At 64.5% G+C, this 15,394-nt stretch carries 16 protein-coding genes; 9 read left to right on the top strand and 7 right to left on the bottom strand.

The features are described 5' to 3' along the window. Positions 1 to 204: 204 nt before the first annotated feature. Positions 205 to 1,254 (top strand): diguanylate cyclase domain-containing protein, encoded by a 1,050-nt coding sequence (locus JQ558_RS27775; protein ID WP_249142658.1) that lies wholly within the window; start codon positions 205 to 207, stop codon positions 1,252 to 1,254. Between the two features lie 126 nt (positions 1,255 to 1,380). On the opposite strand, the gene flgH is transcribed toward JQ558_RS27775, so the two are convergent. Genes flgH through flgF form a run of 4 tightly spaced genes read right to left on the bottom strand, consistent with a single transcriptional unit; the run spans position 1,381 to position 4,795 of the window. Next, complete coding sequence (gene flgH, locus JQ558_RS27770; protein ID WP_192740246.1) at positions 1,381 to 2,133, bottom strand: flagellar basal body L-ring protein FlgH; 753 nt, start codon at positions 2,131 to 2,133, stop codon at positions 1,381 to 1,383. A 5-nt stretch (positions 2,134 to 2,138) separates the two neighbouring features. Further along, positions 2,139 to 3,215 (bottom strand): flagellar basal body P-ring formation chaperone FlgA, encoded by a 1,077-nt coding sequence (gene flgA / locus JQ558_RS27765; RefSeq protein WP_212295771.1) that lies wholly within the window; start codon positions 3,213 to 3,215, stop codon positions 2,139 to 2,141. A gap of 9 nt (positions 3,216 to 3,224) precedes the next feature. Next, the gene (flgG, locus tag JQ558_RS27760; RefSeq protein WP_192740248.1) at positions 3,225 to 4,013 is read right to left on the bottom strand and encodes a flagellar basal-body rod protein FlgG; all 789 of its coding nucleotides are present in this window, start codon (positions 4,011 to 4,013) and stop codon (positions 3,225 to 3,227) included. A gap of 17 nt (positions 4,014 to 4,030) precedes the next feature. Beyond that, positions 4,031 to 4,795: a flagellar basal-body rod protein FlgF gene (flgF, locus tag JQ558_RS27755; RefSeq protein ID WP_212295770.1), complete on the bottom strand. Its 765-nt coding sequence runs from the start codon at positions 4,793 to 4,795 to the stop codon at positions 4,031 to 4,033. Positions 4,796 to 5,175: 380 nt separating this feature from the next. Between flgF and fliL the strand changes: the two genes are divergently transcribed. The 7 genes from fliL (at position 5,176) to JQ558_RS27720 (ending at position 12,824) form a co-directional block, all read left to right on the top strand. Next, positions 5,176 to 5,670 (top strand): flagellar basal body-associated protein FliL, encoded by a 495-nt coding sequence (gene fliL, locus JQ558_RS27750; RefSeq protein WP_212295769.1) that lies wholly within the window; start codon positions 5,176 to 5,178, stop codon positions 5,668 to 5,670. A 19-nt stretch (positions 5,671 to 5,689) separates the two neighbouring features. Then, complete coding sequence (gene fliM / locus JQ558_RS27745) at positions 5,690 to 6,889, top strand: flagellar motor switch protein FliM (RefSeq protein WP_212204326.1); 1,200 nt, start codon at positions 5,690 to 5,692, stop codon at positions 6,887 to 6,889. Continuing rightward, complete coding sequence (locus JQ558_RS27740) at positions 6,886 to 7,326, top strand: DUF6468 domain-containing protein (protein ID WP_212204328.1); 441 nt, start codon at positions 6,886 to 6,888, stop codon at positions 7,324 to 7,326. The genes fliM and JQ558_RS27740 overlap by 4 nt, the downstream gene beginning before the upstream one ends. Continuing rightward, positions 7,323 to 8,117 (top strand): MotE family protein, encoded by a 795-nt coding sequence (locus tag JQ558_RS27735; protein ID WP_212295768.1) that lies wholly within the window; start codon positions 7,323 to 7,325, stop codon positions 8,115 to 8,117. Before JQ558_RS27740 ends, JQ558_RS27735 begins: the two co-directional genes overlap by 4 nt. Before the next feature lie 102 nt (positions 8,118 to 8,219). Then, positions 8,220 to 12,110 carry a tetratricopeptide repeat protein gene (locus JQ558_RS27730; protein ID WP_212295767.1) on the top strand — a complete coding sequence of 1,297 codons (3,891 nt, stop codon included), beginning with the start codon at positions 8,220 to 8,222 and terminating at the stop codon, positions 12,108 to 12,110. Between the two features lie 74 nt (positions 12,111 to 12,184). Continuing rightward, on the top strand, positions 12,185 to 12,478 hold the full coding sequence (locus tag JQ558_RS27725; RefSeq protein WP_312010928.1) for a DUF1488 family protein: 294 nt from the start codon (positions 12,185 to 12,187) through the stop codon (positions 12,476 to 12,478). Positions 12,479 to 12,587: 109 nt separating this feature from the next. Continuing rightward, the gene (locus tag JQ558_RS27720) at positions 12,588 to 12,824 is read left to right on the top strand and encodes a hypothetical protein (protein ID WP_212295766.1); all 237 of its coding nucleotides are present in this window, start codon (positions 12,588 to 12,590) and stop codon (positions 12,822 to 12,824) included. A gap of 28 nt (positions 12,825 to 12,852) precedes the next feature. Here JQ558_RS27720 and JQ558_RS27715 read toward each other — a convergent pair whose 3' ends face one another. Then, positions 12,853 to 13,299 (bottom strand): GNAT family N-acetyltransferase, encoded by a 447-nt coding sequence (locus JQ558_RS27715; RefSeq protein ID WP_212295765.1) that lies wholly within the window; start codon positions 13,297 to 13,299, stop codon positions 12,853 to 12,855. 85 nt (positions 13,300 to 13,384) lie between these two features. On the opposite strand from JQ558_RS27715, the gene JQ558_RS27710 reads away from it, so the two are divergent. Further along, positions 13,385 to 13,606: a hypothetical protein gene (locus tag JQ558_RS27710; RefSeq protein ID WP_212273292.1), complete on the top strand. Its 222-nt coding sequence runs from the start codon at positions 13,385 to 13,387 to the stop codon at positions 13,604 to 13,606. On the opposite strand, the gene fliP is transcribed toward JQ558_RS27710, so the two are convergent. Both fliP and JQ558_RS27700 read right to left on the bottom strand, forming a co-directional pair. Further along, positions 13,594 to 14,346 (bottom strand): flagellar type III secretion system pore protein FliP, encoded by a 753-nt coding sequence (gene fliP, locus JQ558_RS27705; RefSeq protein WP_212295764.1) that lies wholly within the window; start codon positions 14,344 to 14,346, stop codon positions 13,594 to 13,596. The two genes, JQ558_RS27710 and fliP, sit on opposite strands and share 13 nt — an antisense overlap. After that, positions 14,343 to 15,251: a flagellar biosynthetic protein FliO gene (locus JQ558_RS27700; RefSeq protein ID WP_212295763.1), complete on the bottom strand. Its 909-nt coding sequence runs from the start codon at positions 15,249 to 15,251 to the stop codon at positions 14,343 to 14,345. The genes fliP and JQ558_RS27700 overlap by 4 nt, the downstream gene beginning before the upstream one ends. Positions 15,252 to 15,394: the final 143 nt, after the last annotated feature.

The following is a 15,394-nucleotide window of genomic DNA, read 5'->3' as shown; positions in this document are numbered from 1 at the left end:
ATATCAGTTCGAATCGCACTCTTGTGGAACTCTTTGTCGTTTCGATGGAACTTTCTGCCGCAAAAACACGGCAATCTGCCGCACTGCACCGGGAAATCCGGGCCCTTTTAACCCGGCACTAACTGGGATTCCTAACCGGGCTTCCATTCATCGTTGGCCTAATACCCATAGCCTCCAGCGTTTGTCGATCCGAGGGTTGAGGACTTGAAGACCGGAGCCAAAGGAAGTGCTGACGTCGCACAGGGTTATGCCGTGCGGCTGATGCAGCATTTGGTGGTCCCGACCTTCGTGCTCAATCCAAAACGGCGCGTCGTGATCTGGAACCGGGCCTGTGAGCGCCTGACCGGCGTCGTCGCGACTGACGTCATCGGCACATCAGATCATTGGCGCGCGTTCTATCAGCAGCAGCGCTATTGCCTGGCCGATCTGGTCGCGCTCGGACGGCCCGACAAATTGAGCCAGCTCTATCCCGAGCACACCGTCCCCCATGACGGCGTCGGCTTCTCCGCCGAAAACTGGTGCGTGATGCCGAAGCTCGGCAATCAATTATATCTCGCCATCGACGCCGGCCCGATCCACGACGAGGACGGCAAGCTGATCGCCGTCGTCGAGACGCTGCGCGACATGACCGATCAGAAGCGTGCGGAGCTGGCGTTGCAGACGCTGGCGGCGAGCGACGGCCTGACCGGCCTTGCCAATCGCCGCTCGTTCGACCAGACGCTGGCGATGGAGTGGGCGCGCGCGCAACGAACTAAGAAGCCGCTGTCGCTGCTGTTGTGCGACGTCGACCATTTCAAGCTCTACAATGACATGCACGGCCATCAAAAAGGCGACGAGTGTCTGCGCGCGGTGGCGATCGGCAAGAACGCGTTTCGCCCGGCCGATCTTTCGGCGCGCTATGGCGGAGAAGAGTTCGCCATCATCATGCCCGAAACCGATTCCGCCGGCGCTCGAAAATTGGCCGAGCGGCTGCGCGATGCGCTGGCGCGGGTCCGGCTGCCGCACGGCGCGCCGGGTGTGCCGCCGTTCGTGACGCTGAGCATCGGCATCGCGACCCTGGTGCCGAGCGAGGATACGCGCGCGGATTGGCTGCTGGGGCAGGCCGACCAGGCGCTCTACGCCGCAAAATATTCCGGCCGCAACCGCGTCGTGTCGGCCGATAAGGTGCTGGCCGCATTCGCCGGCGCGCAGGATTTGCGCGAGAGCGAGACGCCGCAGCCGGTCCGCAAGCGCCGCGTGCGCAAGTCGGCCTGACGTTCGGGCTTTCCGTCATTTCCTCAAAACGACCGCGGCCCTCGTCAGGGGAGCTGACAAGGGCCGCGTTAGAACACATCGTCGCGCCTAGGTTCGCAACGAGGTGTGGGAGCTCGGGATAACGAATTAGAACGGCAGCAGCACGTCCATTACCTGCTGACCGTAGCGCGGTTGCTGCACGTCGGTGATCTGGCCGCGGCCGCCATAGGCGATGCGGGCCTGCGCGATCTTCGAGGAATCGATGGTGTTGTCGCTCTGGATGTCTTCCGGCCGCACGATGCCGGCGACGATCAGTTCGCGGATTTCGAAGTTGACGCGGATCTCCTGCTTGCCTTCGACCACGAGATTGCCGTTCGGCAGCACCTGCGTCACCACGGCGGCGACGTTGGTCTGCAATGCTTCCTGGCGGTTGACCGAACCCCTGCCGTCGGTCGAGGCGGTCGAGTCCGCAGTCAGGATCTTGCCCGGCAGGATCTTGTTGGCTTGCGTGATCGTCTGCGATCCGAGGAAGTCGGTAACGCCGGAGTCTTCCTTGCTGGAGCGGCTGCGCTGGGTCTGGTTGGCGATGTTGGCCTTGTCGGTGATGTTGACGGTCACCGTCATGATGTCGCCGACGCGCGCGGCGCGCTGGTCGCGGAAGAAGGCGCGTGAGCCGTTCCGCCACAGCGAGTTGGCGTTGTAGGAAGCCTGCTCGGGCTTCGGCATCGGCATCTGCACCGGCTTGTAGCCGGGCTGCGTGGTCGGATTCTCGATCTCGGTCAGCTTCGGCTTTTCGCCGATCTGGGAGAGGCGGTCGATCGAGGAGCAACCGCTTGCGAACGCTGCCACGGTCAGCAAGGCGCCGGTGAGGATGAAGCGGTTGATACGGGAGACTGACATCTACATTACTCGGCTTTTGGAGCGACTGACGAACTGAGTTTGGCGACGGCGACGGAGGCGGCTTGTCCGGTGCTGCCGAGCGAAGAGGTGGTATCGGCGGCGGCAGGCGCAGGGCGGGAAGCGGCGACCGTGATCGAGACCTGGCCGCGGCCGGTGACGGTGCCGGACACCGTGCGCTTGGATTGCAAATTCATGACGTTGACGACGTCGCCTTCGGTGCCGTTCTCGAGCGCCTTGCCGCGCACGGTGAGGTAAAGGCCCGGGCTATCGTAGATCAGCGTGACGTTCTGGTCGCGCTGCACCAGATCCGGCTTGGCGAGATCGGCAACCCGGACGGCCTGGCCGGCGCGCAACTGTCGGCGCGCCTGCATGCCGACCGCGCGGTCGCGCGTCGCGGCATCTGCGCCGACTTCGGCCTTGGGGCGGCGCTCGATCACGACGTCGGAAGATTTCAGAACTTCGTTGCGCTCGATTGCGCGCGCCAGCACCGCGGCCTCGACGGTCTCGATCGCCGTGCCGGTGAAGCGCAGCTTGATCGGCGCCGTGCCATTGTCGTTGGATATTTCGAAGGTGACGTCGAAGCGGCCGTTGCGCGCATCGAAGCGCACGATGGCGGCCTGCATGCCGCCGGTGTTGGAAGCATCGAGCCTGACATCGCCGGGGTCGCGGTCGAAGGTGAGATTGAGATTGGCGGCCTCGCCGAGGCCGTTCTTGCGCTCCAGCGCGCGCGCGACCTGCTGCTCGATGTCCTTGCCCTCGAGCGTGCGGGCCAGCCGCGTCACCGAAATTTCCTTCAGGTCCCGTGTGTCGACGCCGATCACGTGATGCGACCGCAGCGCATTGAGCACTTGCGCGACCGGCAGCGAGCCGGTGGTGCCCAGATCCGGCGCGCGGTAGATCGCGATCTGCGCAGCGCTGCCGGCGTTGTCGATGACATCGCCGATCCGCACCAAATCGCCCGTGACAACAACGCTGGCGCGCAGCGCGGGGGCGGCGATGATGTCGCCACGGGTCTGCGCGACCGCCGTCGCCGCGGAGGCGGCGATGAGCGCAGTGGCAAGGAGGAGCGCGCGGGCGATCATGACAAATCCTCAGCGGAACATGTTGGAGGTGGACTGCAGCATCTGGTCGGCCGCGCTGATCACCTTGGCGTTCATCTCGTAGGCGCGCTGCGCCGCGATCAGGTCGGAGATTTCGGTGACGACCTCGACATTGGCCTGTTCGAGATTGGACTGCTGCATGTCGCCGAAACCGTCGGTGTTGGCGATGCCGTCCTGCGGCGGGCCGGAGGCCGGCGTGTCCGTGAACAAATTGTCGCCGATCGGATTGAGGCCGGCCTTGTTGATGAAGCGGGTCAGGCCGATCTGGCCGACGGTCGATGGCGTGGTCGAACCCGGCAGCAATACCGACACCTGACCCTGGGCGTTGATGGTGAGGCCCGACGCGCTCTGAGGGATTGTGATGGTCGGCTGCACCGGGTTGCCCTGCGAGGTCACGACGCGGCCCTGCGCATCCATCTGGAACGAGCCGTCGCGGGTATAGGTGTAGGTGCCGTCAGGCATCTGGATCTTGAAGAAGCCTTCGCCGCGGACCGCGATGTCGAGTTCGTTGCCGGTCGGCAGCAGCGTGCCCTGGCTCATCAGGCGCGGCGTGCCGACGGTCTTGACGCCACCGCCGATGTCGACGCCGACGGGGAGGATGGTGCCCTGATCGGACGCCTGCGCGCCGACCCGGCGCACGTGATCGTAGATCAGGTCCTGGAACGCGGCGCGCTGCTTCTTGTAGCCGGTGGTGCGCATGTTCGCGATGTTGTTGGAGATCACCTGAACGTTGAGTTCCTGTGCCGCCATGCCGGTCGAGGCTGTGTAGAGTGCACGCATCGATCAAAACTTTCAGGTTATGCCGGAACTTCGGCGAGTTTCTCGATCGCGGATTTGTGCAGATCGCTCTGCTGCTGCAGCAGGGCCGAGATCTGCGTGTAGGCGCGCGTGATCTCGATCATGCGGCTCATCTCGGTCACCGAATTGACGTTCGATTTCTCGACGTAACCCTGGTTGACCCGCGAGGTGGTGTCTGCCTGGGGGGCGAGGCCCTGGCCGGCGGAGTACAAATTGCCGCCATCCTTGACGAGCTTCTGCGCGTCCGCGAATGAAACGATGCGCAGCTTGCCGCGAACGGAATCGATGCGGTTGGTGCCCTCGAGGACGGTAACATTGCCGTCGGGGGCGATGGTGAACTGCTTGTCGGTCTGCTGGAACACGATCGGGCCGGAGCCTCCCATCACGGGATAGCCGCTCTGGGTGACGAGTTGGCCCTGATTATTGATCTGCAGATTGCCGTCGCGGGTGTAGCGCTCGCCGGCAGGGGTCTGCACGACCAGGAAACCCTTGCCGTCGATCGCGACGTCGAGCGGGTTCTTGGTCATCTCGCTGGCACCGACCGCGAAATCCTTGAAGGTGCCGCGGTCCTGCACGAACGCGACCTGGCGGTCGGGCCGCTGGAAATTGTCTTCATGCGCGGGCGAGCGCAGAAATTGCTCGAACAACGACCGGTCGGCCTTGAAGCCGTTGGTGTTGACGTTGGCGACGTTGTTGGCGACGACATCCATCTGCCGTTCCAGCACCATCTGCCGCGATAGTCCGACGAGAAGCGTATTCTCCATCGGTGGTTCTCCCCTTCATCGATCCGCGTGCTGCTCTCCCAAGCGGGGCTCGCCGATCTCTCGAACCGCCCAAGCTCTCCCAAGCCCGTGGTCCGCCGACTACTCAGCGAAAGCCGTGCCAGTTTGGAAGGTCACAGTTTTTCAAGGGGTTAGGCGTTTTGCCGGGGCGATTACGGACGGCAGAAGGGTCTTGTTGACCATGTTTGCCCGGCAGATTTTTCCTAGTTGAGGGCCAGTGGAAAGGTTCCGTTAACCATTATTACCCTACCGTTGCATTCAAGAGAGCGCGTGTGCGCTGGCGGCTTTTGTATCGCGTCTGGGGTCTCATCCGGCCCGGCTGGTGGCAACCGTGTTCGTTCCCAATTGGATCGGGCGGGGCAATGGCGGACAACGAGGCAGAGGGCGGCGCGGCCGAAGGCGCGGAAGTCGCCCCGGCAAAAAAGGGCAAGCTCAAGCTGATCATTGCCGCAGTCGGGTTCGTCGCCATCCTTGGCGCCGGCGCGGGCTGGTTCTTCCTGATGCGCGGTCACGGCGAGGAGAAGCATGCCGAGGCGCCGCCGCCGAAGCCGCCGTCCTTTGTCGAAGTGCCGGACATGATGGTCAATCTGGTCGGCGCCCCCGGCGAGCGCGTGCAATACCTCAAGGTCAAGGTCGTGCTCGAGGTCAAGGAAGAGAAGCAGCTCGAGGCGATCAAGCCGACGCTGCCGCGCGTCACCGATCTGTTCCAGACCTATCTGCGCGAACTGCGCCCCAGCGACATCAACGGCTCGGCCGGTTTGTTTCGCCTCAAGGAGGAGCTGACCAAGCGCGTCAATATCGCGCTGGCGCCGCAACAGGTGAGTGCGGTGCTGTTCAAGGAAATCCTGGTCCAGTGACAGAGCAGGTCTCATAATCATGGCCAACGATAAAGACCTCGACCAGGACGCAATTGCCGCCCAATGGGAGGCCTCGCTCGATTCCGAGGATCCGGCGGCGGCGGCGGAAGAAGCTGCGGCCAATGAACTCTCGGAGAGCATGGCCCTGCAATGGGCCGCGATGGTCGAGGACGGCAGCCGCGATTTCGGCAACAAGGCCGGCGGCGAGCGGGTCCTGTCGCAGGAAGAGATCGACAATCTGCTCGGCTTCACCGTCGGCGACGTCAATCTCGACGACAATTCCGGCATCCGCGCCATCATCGATTCGGCGATGGTGTCCTACGAGCGTCTGCCGATGCTCGAAATCGTGTTCGACCGCCTGGTGCGGCTGATGACCACGAGCCTGCGCAACTTCACCTCCGACAACGTCGAAGTCTCGCTCGACCGCATCACCTCGGTGCGGTTCGGCGATTACATGAATTCGATACCGCTCCCCGCAGTGCTCAGCGTGTTCAAGGCCGAGGAGTGGGAAAACTTCGGCCTCGCGACCGTCGATTCAAGCCTGATCTATTCGATCATCGACGTGCTGCTCGGCGGCCGCCGCGGCCAGACTTCATTGCGCATCGAAGGCCGCCCCTACACCACGATCGAAACCAATCTGGTCAAACGGCTGGTCGAGGTCGTGCTGTCCGATGCCGAGCAGGCGTTCCGGCCGCTGTCGCCGGTGACCTTCTCGATCGACCGGCTGGAAACCAATCCGCGCTTCGCCGCGATCAGCCGGCCTGCCAACGCCGCGATCCTGGTGCGGCTGCGCATCGACATGGAAGACCGCGGCGGCAATATCGAGCTGCTGCTGCCCTATGCGACCATCGAGCCGATCCGGCCGGTGCTGTTGCAGATGTTCATGGGCGAAAAGTTCGGCCGCGACCCGATCTGGGAAGGCCATTTCGCAACGGAAGTGGCGCAAGCCGAGATCGCCGTCGACGCCGTGCTGTATGAAGCCAACGTGCCGCTCAAGCAGTTGATGAAGCTGAAGGTCGGCGACACGCTGCCGCTGGAAATGAAAAAGGACGCGCTGGTGTCGGTCCGCTGCGGCAACGTCGTGCTGACCGAAGGCCGCATGGGCCGGGTCGGCGACCGGGTCGCCATCCGCGTCACCAAGCAGCTGCGCAAACCCAATACCACCTTCGCGATGTTCGAGAAGGCCGACGAGCAAACCAAGTTGATGGAGGCACAATGAGTCATTCCCTCGGAATCGTAATCGAGAGTCTGGTGGCGGTGCTGCTGCTGGTGACGATCGGCTACTGCGTACTGCTCAACTCGCGCCTGAAGCGGCTGAAGGCGGACGAGCATTCGCTCAAGGCCACGATCGGCGAACTGATCACCGCCACCGAAATCGCCGAGCGTGCGATCGGCGGCCTCAAGCATACCGTTCGCGACGTCAATGAGCACCTCGGCAGCCAGCTGACGGCGGCCTCGCAAATGTCGACGCAGCTGAAGGGCATGCTGGCCGAGGGCGACGGCATCATCCGCCGCCTCTCCAAGATCGCCATTGCGGCGCGGCCGCTGACGTCGGAGCCGGAACCTGCCGCTCCCAAGGTCACGACCGCGAGAGCCGTCGCTGCCGCTGCAGAAGCATTCTCGGAACGCCGAAGGGCTAGTGGCCTCGCTGCATGAAATCGTTTCGCGACATACGTGTCATTCCGGTGGTGCTGGTCGCCGTCTTCGGCCTTGCTGTGCTGAAGGTGGCCGGCCTCGTCATCGACGGGGGATACGTATTCGACTATCAGCCGCAGCCGACCAAGAAGTCGTGGGCGCAGGACACGTTCAACTTTCCGGGCGGCGGCTCCAAGATCGCCTCCAAGATTGAGTCCGACGACATCACGGGCTCGGTGCCCAAGCCGAAGGAGGAGCCGCCAAAGCCGGCGGCCCCCGCTGCCGCCGATCCGCCGCCGCAGCAAAGCGGCACCGTGATCTTTCCTGAAACCAACCAGCAGTCGGTATCGCCGTCGGAGCGCGCCATTCTCGAGCGGCTGCAGGCGCGGCGGCAGGAACTGGAGCAGCGCGCGCGAGAGATCGAGATCCGCGAGAGCCTTCTGAAATCGGCCGAGAAACGCATCGAGGGGCGGGTCGAGGAGGCGAAGGCCACCGAGGCGCGGATCACGACCGCGACCGGGCAGAAGGCCGAAACCGATGCCGCGCGCTTCAAGGGCATCATCACGATGTATGAGGGCATGAAGCCAAAGGACGCCGCCAAGGTGTTCGACCGGCTCGAGATGTCCGTTCTGTACGAAATCGCCTCCCAGATCGCGCCGCGCAAGATGTCGGACATTCTCGGCCTGATGCAGCCGGAGGCGGCCGAGCGGCTGACCGTGGAACTGGCGCGTCGCGCCGGACCCGACAAATCCGCCTCGACGGCGGAATTGCCGAAAATTGAAGGCAAGATGCTGTCGCAAAAGCCCAATTGACGGGGATATTTAACAATACCTTAAGCCGGCCAATTCAAGATTCAGCCGCGAAGGCGAGGGCGCTTTCGTTGCTGCAATCGTTGAGGCCAAGAGACATCCTGGATGGGGCAAAGGGCTGCCGCTGGAATTGGGTCGCAAGGCTGCGCATTGGCGCGGATGGCCCGGCGCTGCCTTGATGTCACCCTTAACCGATCTCCTGGTCTCCGCTCGCCACTCGCCACCTTGCTGGTGCTCGCCGGCTTGACGGTGGCTTCGCCCGGCCGGGCACAGGACCTCGTCAAAGGCGAAGCGACGTTCACGGCGTCCGGCGGCTACGCGCGGCTGGTGCTGAAGCTTGCCGAGGACGTCGAGTCCGACGTCATCACCGCCGGCTCGATCATCGTGATCCGCTTCAAGCGTCCGGTGGACATTCCCGTCGACAAGCTGAGCGATGCCGTGCCCGATTATGTCGGCTCGGCGCGGCGCGATCCTGATGGTTCGGCGATCCGGCTGTCGCTGGCGCGGCGGGCGACGATCAACACCATGACGGCCGGCGAGCGGATCTTCGTCGACTTCCTGCCCGACAGCTGGACTGGCCCGCCGCCCACGCTGCCGGCCGACGTCATTCGCGAACTGGCCGCGCGGGCCCGCGCCGCCGAACGCGCGCTGCGCGCCCAGTTGGCGGTTGCCGCGGCCAAAAAGAAGCCGCCGGTGCGCGTCCGCGCCTCGGTGCAGCCGACCTTTGTCCGCTTCGTCTTTGAAATGCCCAACGGGGTCAACGTGTCGTCGGTGCTGAACGAGCAGAAGCTGACGCTGCAGTTCAACGGCGTGCTGGCGTTCGATCTGGCCGATGCCAAGGTGGCGGCGCCGCCGAATATCGCCTCGATCACGCAGCGGACCGATGGCGATTCCTCCGCGGTCGATATCGTGTTGATCGGCGAAGTCGACGTGCATTCCTTCCGCGAGGAGAAGAACTACGTCATCGACGTCGCCTTCCAGCAGGCCGACAAGCCGGCGGCGGAACAGGCGCAGGCCCCGGTCGCCGCACCCCCGGCTGTCGTGCATGGCCCGGCGGCGAGGTCGGGGATATCGGCGCAGATCGCCGCTGCCCAAGCGGGCGCCCACAGCAAGCCGCTCAGCGACTCGATCCCGCCGCAGCATCCGCCGCAGCTGCCGCCGGTGACGTCCGAGGCGATCGCCGAGCAGGCCAAAATCGAGATCAGGCCCGGCGAGCCGCAGGAGGCGCCGCCCGCAATTGAAAAAGCACCGCCAGCCGCTGAGACAGCGCCGCGCGCGTCCGAGAAGATGGTGCCAGTCGTCGAGCAGCCCGCGCCTGTAGCGGAGAAGCCGGCGCCGCAGGTTGCCGTGCCCGCACCTGCCGTAGAAAAGTTGCCGGCTGTGCCTCAGAAGGCGGAGCTTGCAGCTGAGAAGATGACCCCGATGGAGATGCCGAAGGCAGCGGCGGCTTCGGAAGCAAAGCCCGCCGCCGCGATCGAGACGCCAAAACCCGCAGCGCCGAAGAAGGCCGCTTCTGCCGTTGAGGCACCGAAGAAAACCGAACCACCGGCGGCTTCCGTCGAGGCGAGGCGGGACAGCGACGGCCTGCGCGTGATGTTTTCCTTTGTCGCGCCGACGCCGGCGGCCATGTTCCGCCGCGCCGACACGGTGTGGCTGGTGTTCGACCAGACCGGGCCGATCGATGTCGAGCAGATCCGCGCCAAGGGCGGCGCCATCATCGGCGACGTCAGCCGGCTGCCGCTGGAAAAAGGCCAGGCCATCCGCATTCGTCTTAACCGGCCGCAGATGCCGTCGCTTGAAAGCGATGGCCGCGCCAACGGCATGGCCTGGACGCTGACATTTGCCGATCGTGTGCAGGCGCCACCATTGCCGCTGCAGGTGTTGCGCAACATCACCGATCCGGCGCTGGCCAACGTCACGGTGCCGCTGGCGAACCCCGGCCTCATGCATCGGCTGGTCGACCCCGACGCCGGCGACACGCTGCTGGTGGTCACCGCGCCGCCGCCGACGCGCGGCTTCATCAAGCGGCAGGACTTCGTCGAGCTGTCGCTGCTGGAATCCGTCCACGGCGTCGTGGTTCATCCCAATTCCGACGACATCACCGCCGAGGTCGGATCCGACAAGGTGATGCTCGGCCGGCCGGGCGGGCTGACGCTGTCGTCGGCCGACGTCTCTGCCGAACGCGCCACCGCGGCGGTGCGGCCGTTGTTTGACGCCAAGGAATGGCGCAAGAACCGCGAGGAGAATTTTCTGGGCCGGCTCGATGCGCTGATCAAGGCGGTGGCCGCGGCCGGCGATGACGGGCTGGCGCAGGCCCGGCTCGACCTTGCCAATTTCTACATGGCGCGGGGGATGTTTCAGGAAGCGAGGGGAGTAACCAATCTCATCCTCTCCGAATCCAAGGCTGGAAGCGAAGACGCTGCCGTCGTCATGGTCAATGCGGTTGCCAGCATCCTGATCGGCCATCCCGAGCGGGGGCTGAAGGGCCTGGCCAGTCCGGTGATCGGCAACGGCTATGATTCCCAATTGTGGAAGGCGCTCGCCTTTGCACGCCAGGGTAAATGGGCTGACGCCCGCGAGAAGTTCAAGAACGCCGAATTTTCCATCGCCGCCTTGCCGCCCGAGATGCAGCGTATCTTGACCGTGGATGCGATGCGCGCGGCGCTTGAAGTGAAGGATTACGCCGGGGCCTCGCGCCGCCGCAGCGAGCTTGAGGTTGTCGGCGTACCCAAGGAAATGAAGCCGGAAATCGCGGTGTTGCGCGGACGGCTGGCCGAGGCGCTCGGCCACGACAAGGACGCGCTCGACGCTTACCGGTTCGCCGCCAATTCGTCCGATCGGCCTGCTGCTGCCGAAGCCAAGTTGCTGGAGGTCTTGCTCCGCCAGCGGCGCGGCCAGCTCGGGCAAGCCGAGGTGCTGGGTGAACTGGAGACGCTGTCGGCGATCTGGCGTGGCGACGCGATCGAGTTGAAGACCCTTGCGGTGTTGTCGCAGCTCTACGCCGATGCGGGCCGCTACGAGGAATCGCTCGCGGCAGCCAAGACCGCGACCCGGCTGCAGCCGAATTCCGAGCTGGCGCGGCAGGGCCAGGACGCCGCGTCCGCGCTGTTTGCGCAGCTCTTTCTCGGCCCCAAGGGCGAGGACATGAAGCCGATCGATGCGCTCGGCATGTTCTACGAATATCGCGAACTGACGCCGATCGGACGCCGCGGCGACGAGATGATCCGCCGCCTGGCGGACCGCCTGGTGGCGGTCGACCTGCTCGATCAGGCCGCCGAGCTGCTGCAGTATCAGATCGACAAACGGCTGGAGGGCGCCGCGCGCGCGCAGGTGGCGGCGCGCCTTGCCATGGTCTACCTGACCAACCGCAAGCCGGATCGCGCGGTCGCGGCGCTGCGCACCACGCGCATTGCCGATCTCTCGGGTGAGTTGCGCCAGCAGCGCCTGTTGCTGGAGGCGCGGGCGCAAAGCGACGTCGGACGCCATGATCTTGCGCTCGACATCATCTCCAACATCACCGGACGCGAGGCGATCCGCCTGCGTTCCGACATCTACTGGGCGTCACGGCAGTGGCGCGAGGCCTCCGAACAGATCGAACTGTACTATGCCGATCGCTGGCGCGACTTCAAACCGCTGAACGCGGTGGAGAAGGGCGATGTGATCCGCACCGTCGTCGGCTATGCGCTCGCCGAGGACGCCATCGGACTGTCGCGCTTCCGCGAGAAATATGCGCCGCTGATGCTGGGCGATACCGACCGGATGGCGTTTGATCTCGCCAGCAAGCCGGCCGCTGCCTCAAGCACTGAATTTGCCGCGATCGCCAAGATGGCGGCAGGCGTCGACACGCTCGATGGCTTTATCCGGGAAATGAAGGTCCGCTTCCCCGACGCCACCGCGCGCGCGCCGATTTCGCCCGAAATGGCCAGGGGCGAGCCGGTCCACACCGGGGCGTTGCCCGCGATATCAGGACACAAAAGCGCCGAAGCGGCAAAATAGTAGGTCAAGCAACCCCCGGCGGGGTTTGCGCTTCAGTGTTTCGTCGGTTAAGCGAAATCCACACATCAAGCCGTATGGAAGTTTGTCGTTCGATGCCGCTGACCCGGGGCCGAATTGTAGGACACGACAACGAACGATTGGCGTTCAAGTTCACCATGCAGAATGGGGACGAGCCGATCGAATGCCAGATCAGTGACGCCGCCATGGACGAGCTCGCTGGTGTCAAGGGAACCGAGAGCCTGGCAAGACAGGCGCAGTTTTTGGCGCTGCGAGATGCCGTCGAACGCATCGCCTCCGACATGTTCGACGCGGCGCCGGCCGTGAAGGGCTATGTCGTCAGGATATTCACCAAGCACATCCCGAAATAGCGCCCCGGCGCGGCAAGGTATCGCGCCGTGCTCTCGTCCCCTCGACAGACGGCTTCCGAACCGGCAACCTGCGCACAACATCAAAGACGCCACCGGGGGAACTATCGCCATGAGCAAGCCTGCCAAGACCGAAGCCGAACTCATTGCGATGGCAAGGGCCGAGTTGAAGGTCCATGCCGATTGCCCCGATGGAATGGTGATCTCGGTGCTCCGCGACGGCGACTCCTGGGAGTTTCGCGTCAGTGCCGAACAGGCGACGATCGACAAGCCGGGCTATCCCGAATGCGTCGCAATGGTGGTGCAGATCGGCGACCACCTCTGCAAGCAGTATGATGTCAAGGAGTGAGTAGACCGCGAGGCGTTGCGCGCTTTTTCTATTTCGCAGGATTGCGCACAGCGTAGGCGGTACGAAGTCCGGGGACAAAACCGCAAGCCTCGTAGAAGCGGTGCACGCGCGGATCGGCCCGGCCGCTTTGCATCAATACCTGATAGCAATCCTGCTCCCACGCCTCGGCCAGCGCCGCCGAGACAACCGCGCGGCCGTGGCCGCGTCCCTGGAAGTCGGGATGGGTTGCGACATTCTCGAGAATGCCGAACTGACGACCGCCGCGCAGCAGGTTGGGCGTGGTGATGAGCGTGCAGGTTGAAACGATTCTACTGCTGTCGTCCGATACAAAGATCATTAGTCCTTCGCGGGCGAGGATCTGCGCCCAAATTATTCTAGCTCGTTCCGGTTCCGCACTCCGGCTGACGTCGCAATCGGCAAACAGTGCCAGCAAGGCGCCGAGATCGCTGGCATTTACCAGTCGCGCACTTGTCATCCGTGAGCTCCTTGTTTGAAACCGTTTTCATCACAAATCGTAGCTTCCCAAGCAGCCAAATAGCGCGAGAGACGGACTAATTTTTATGCATCCCAGGAATACACACCGACCGCTGGTTCCGGTCGCGATCGCTGTCGTGGTCGCGGTCATCGGCACCGCGCTTTTCGCGGTGGAATTGCGGACCAAAGACGTGGTCGCGGACAACGGCATCAGCATGATCACGACGGCTGTCGTCGAGAAGGCCGGTGCGACGGCTTATCCGACCGCCCGTGATATCGGCGCGGATCAGATCAGCTACGTCCCGTAACTCTGCACCAGGCTTCCCGCCACCAGCGACCAGCCGTCGACCAGCACGAAGAAGATCAGTTTGAACGGGAGTGACACCACGACCGGCGGCAGCATCATCATGCCCATCGACATCAGAACCGACGCCACCACGAGATCGATGATCAGGAAGGGCAGGAACAACAGGAAGCCGATCTCGAAGGCGCGCTTCAGCTCGGAAATCATGAAGGCCGGCACCAGAATCCGCAGCGACATCTCTTCCGGCGTCGCCGGCGGCGGCTCGCGCGACATGTCCAGGAACAGCTTGAGGTCCTTCTCGCGGACGTTCTTCAGCATGAAGCCGCGCAGCGGCACGGACGCTCGTTGCAGCGCGTCCTCGACGCCGATTTGATTGGCGACCAAAGGCTTGATGCCGTCGTCATAGGATTTTTGCAGCACCGGCCCCATCACGAACGCGGTCAGGAACATTGCGAGCGCAATGATCACGGAGTTCGGCGGCGCGGTCGCGGTGCCCAAAGCGGTGCGCAGCAGCGACAGCACCACCACGATCCGGGTGAACGACGTCATCATGATCAGGATCGACGGCGCGATCGAGAGGATCGTCAGCAGCGCGATCAGCTGGATCGCGCGCTCGGTGACGCCGCCACCGCCCTGGCCGAGATTGATGCTGATGTCCTGCGCCAGCACCGGATCGGCGAGCGATCCGGCGGCTATCAGTGGGACAAAAAATAAAACTCTACGCGGGGCTTTCGCCGATCTCACGAAGGAGACTTCGGGCGGCCCAGCAATGAGGCCATCTCGTCTTCGAGGTTCTCAAACCCGCTCTTCTGCGGCGCGGGCGCGGGGGGCGGGGCGGGCGTCTCGCTGCGCGCAGGGCGGGCAGGCGGCGGCTCGGGCGCGACCGGCGGTGCGATCGGGGCATCGGCGGGCCGGCGCAAGGCAGCTTCGAGCCGCTGCGCCATCTCGGCGAGATTCTGGTCGGCGGACTGCGGCGGAGGCGCAGGCGGCGGGGGTGGCGGCGGTGCTGCCGCGCGCTCGGGCGCACGGACCGGCGGCGGCGCCTTCGGCGGCTCCATCTGGCGCTGCGGCCGCGGCATCATGGGTTCGGTGCGGGCCGGGCGCTGCGGGACCGGATCGGGACGCGGTTCCGGCCGACCGCCCATCGGCTCCGGCGAAAAGCTTGCCAGCGGGTCGGTGCGGCGCTCGGCCATAGCCGGGCGGCGGAGTTCGTCGGCGAAAGCGGGACGTGCCGGGCGCGGCGGCGGCTCGGGCATCTGCGGTTCGGCGTGATCGAACGGGTCGCGCGCGCTCTCGTCGTTCCAGCCGGCATCCGGCAGCGGGGCGATACGTGGCGGCTGCTCGCCGGTTACCGCAGGCCGCGGCGCCATCTGGTCACGGCCCGGCATCGCGCGGACGATATTGGGTTCCACCACGATGTCGCTGGGGCCGCCGATCATCAGGAGATGTTCGACGTTGTCGCGCCGGACCAGCACGAGGCGGCGGCGGCCGTCCACGGCGGCGGCGTCGATCACGGCCAGCCGCGGCATCCGCCCGCGATTGGTGTTGGCGCCGAGGCGGTTGGTGGCGAAGCGGCGCACCAGCCATGCGGCGACGCCGATCAGCGCCAGCACGGCGACGAATGCGAAGATGAAATATGCTGTCTGCATTCTCTAGTCCCCGGCCTCAGGCCGTTCTCACATGCTTGCTTCGAGGTGCGCGGATCTGATCTTCCAAGTTGAACATGATTCTTCCGGATTCATCTTCCGAAACGATATTCATGTTCCGAAGCGATCCGTCGACCGGCGAATCA

Source organism: Bradyrhizobium sp. AUGA SZCCT0160, from assembly GCF_018130105.1.
Lineage (GTDB): Bacteria > Pseudomonadota > Alphaproteobacteria > Rhizobiales > Xanthobacteraceae > Bradyrhizobium.
Note: the sequence above shows the minus strand (reverse complement) of the source record. Positions and strands in the feature narration are given on the sequence as shown.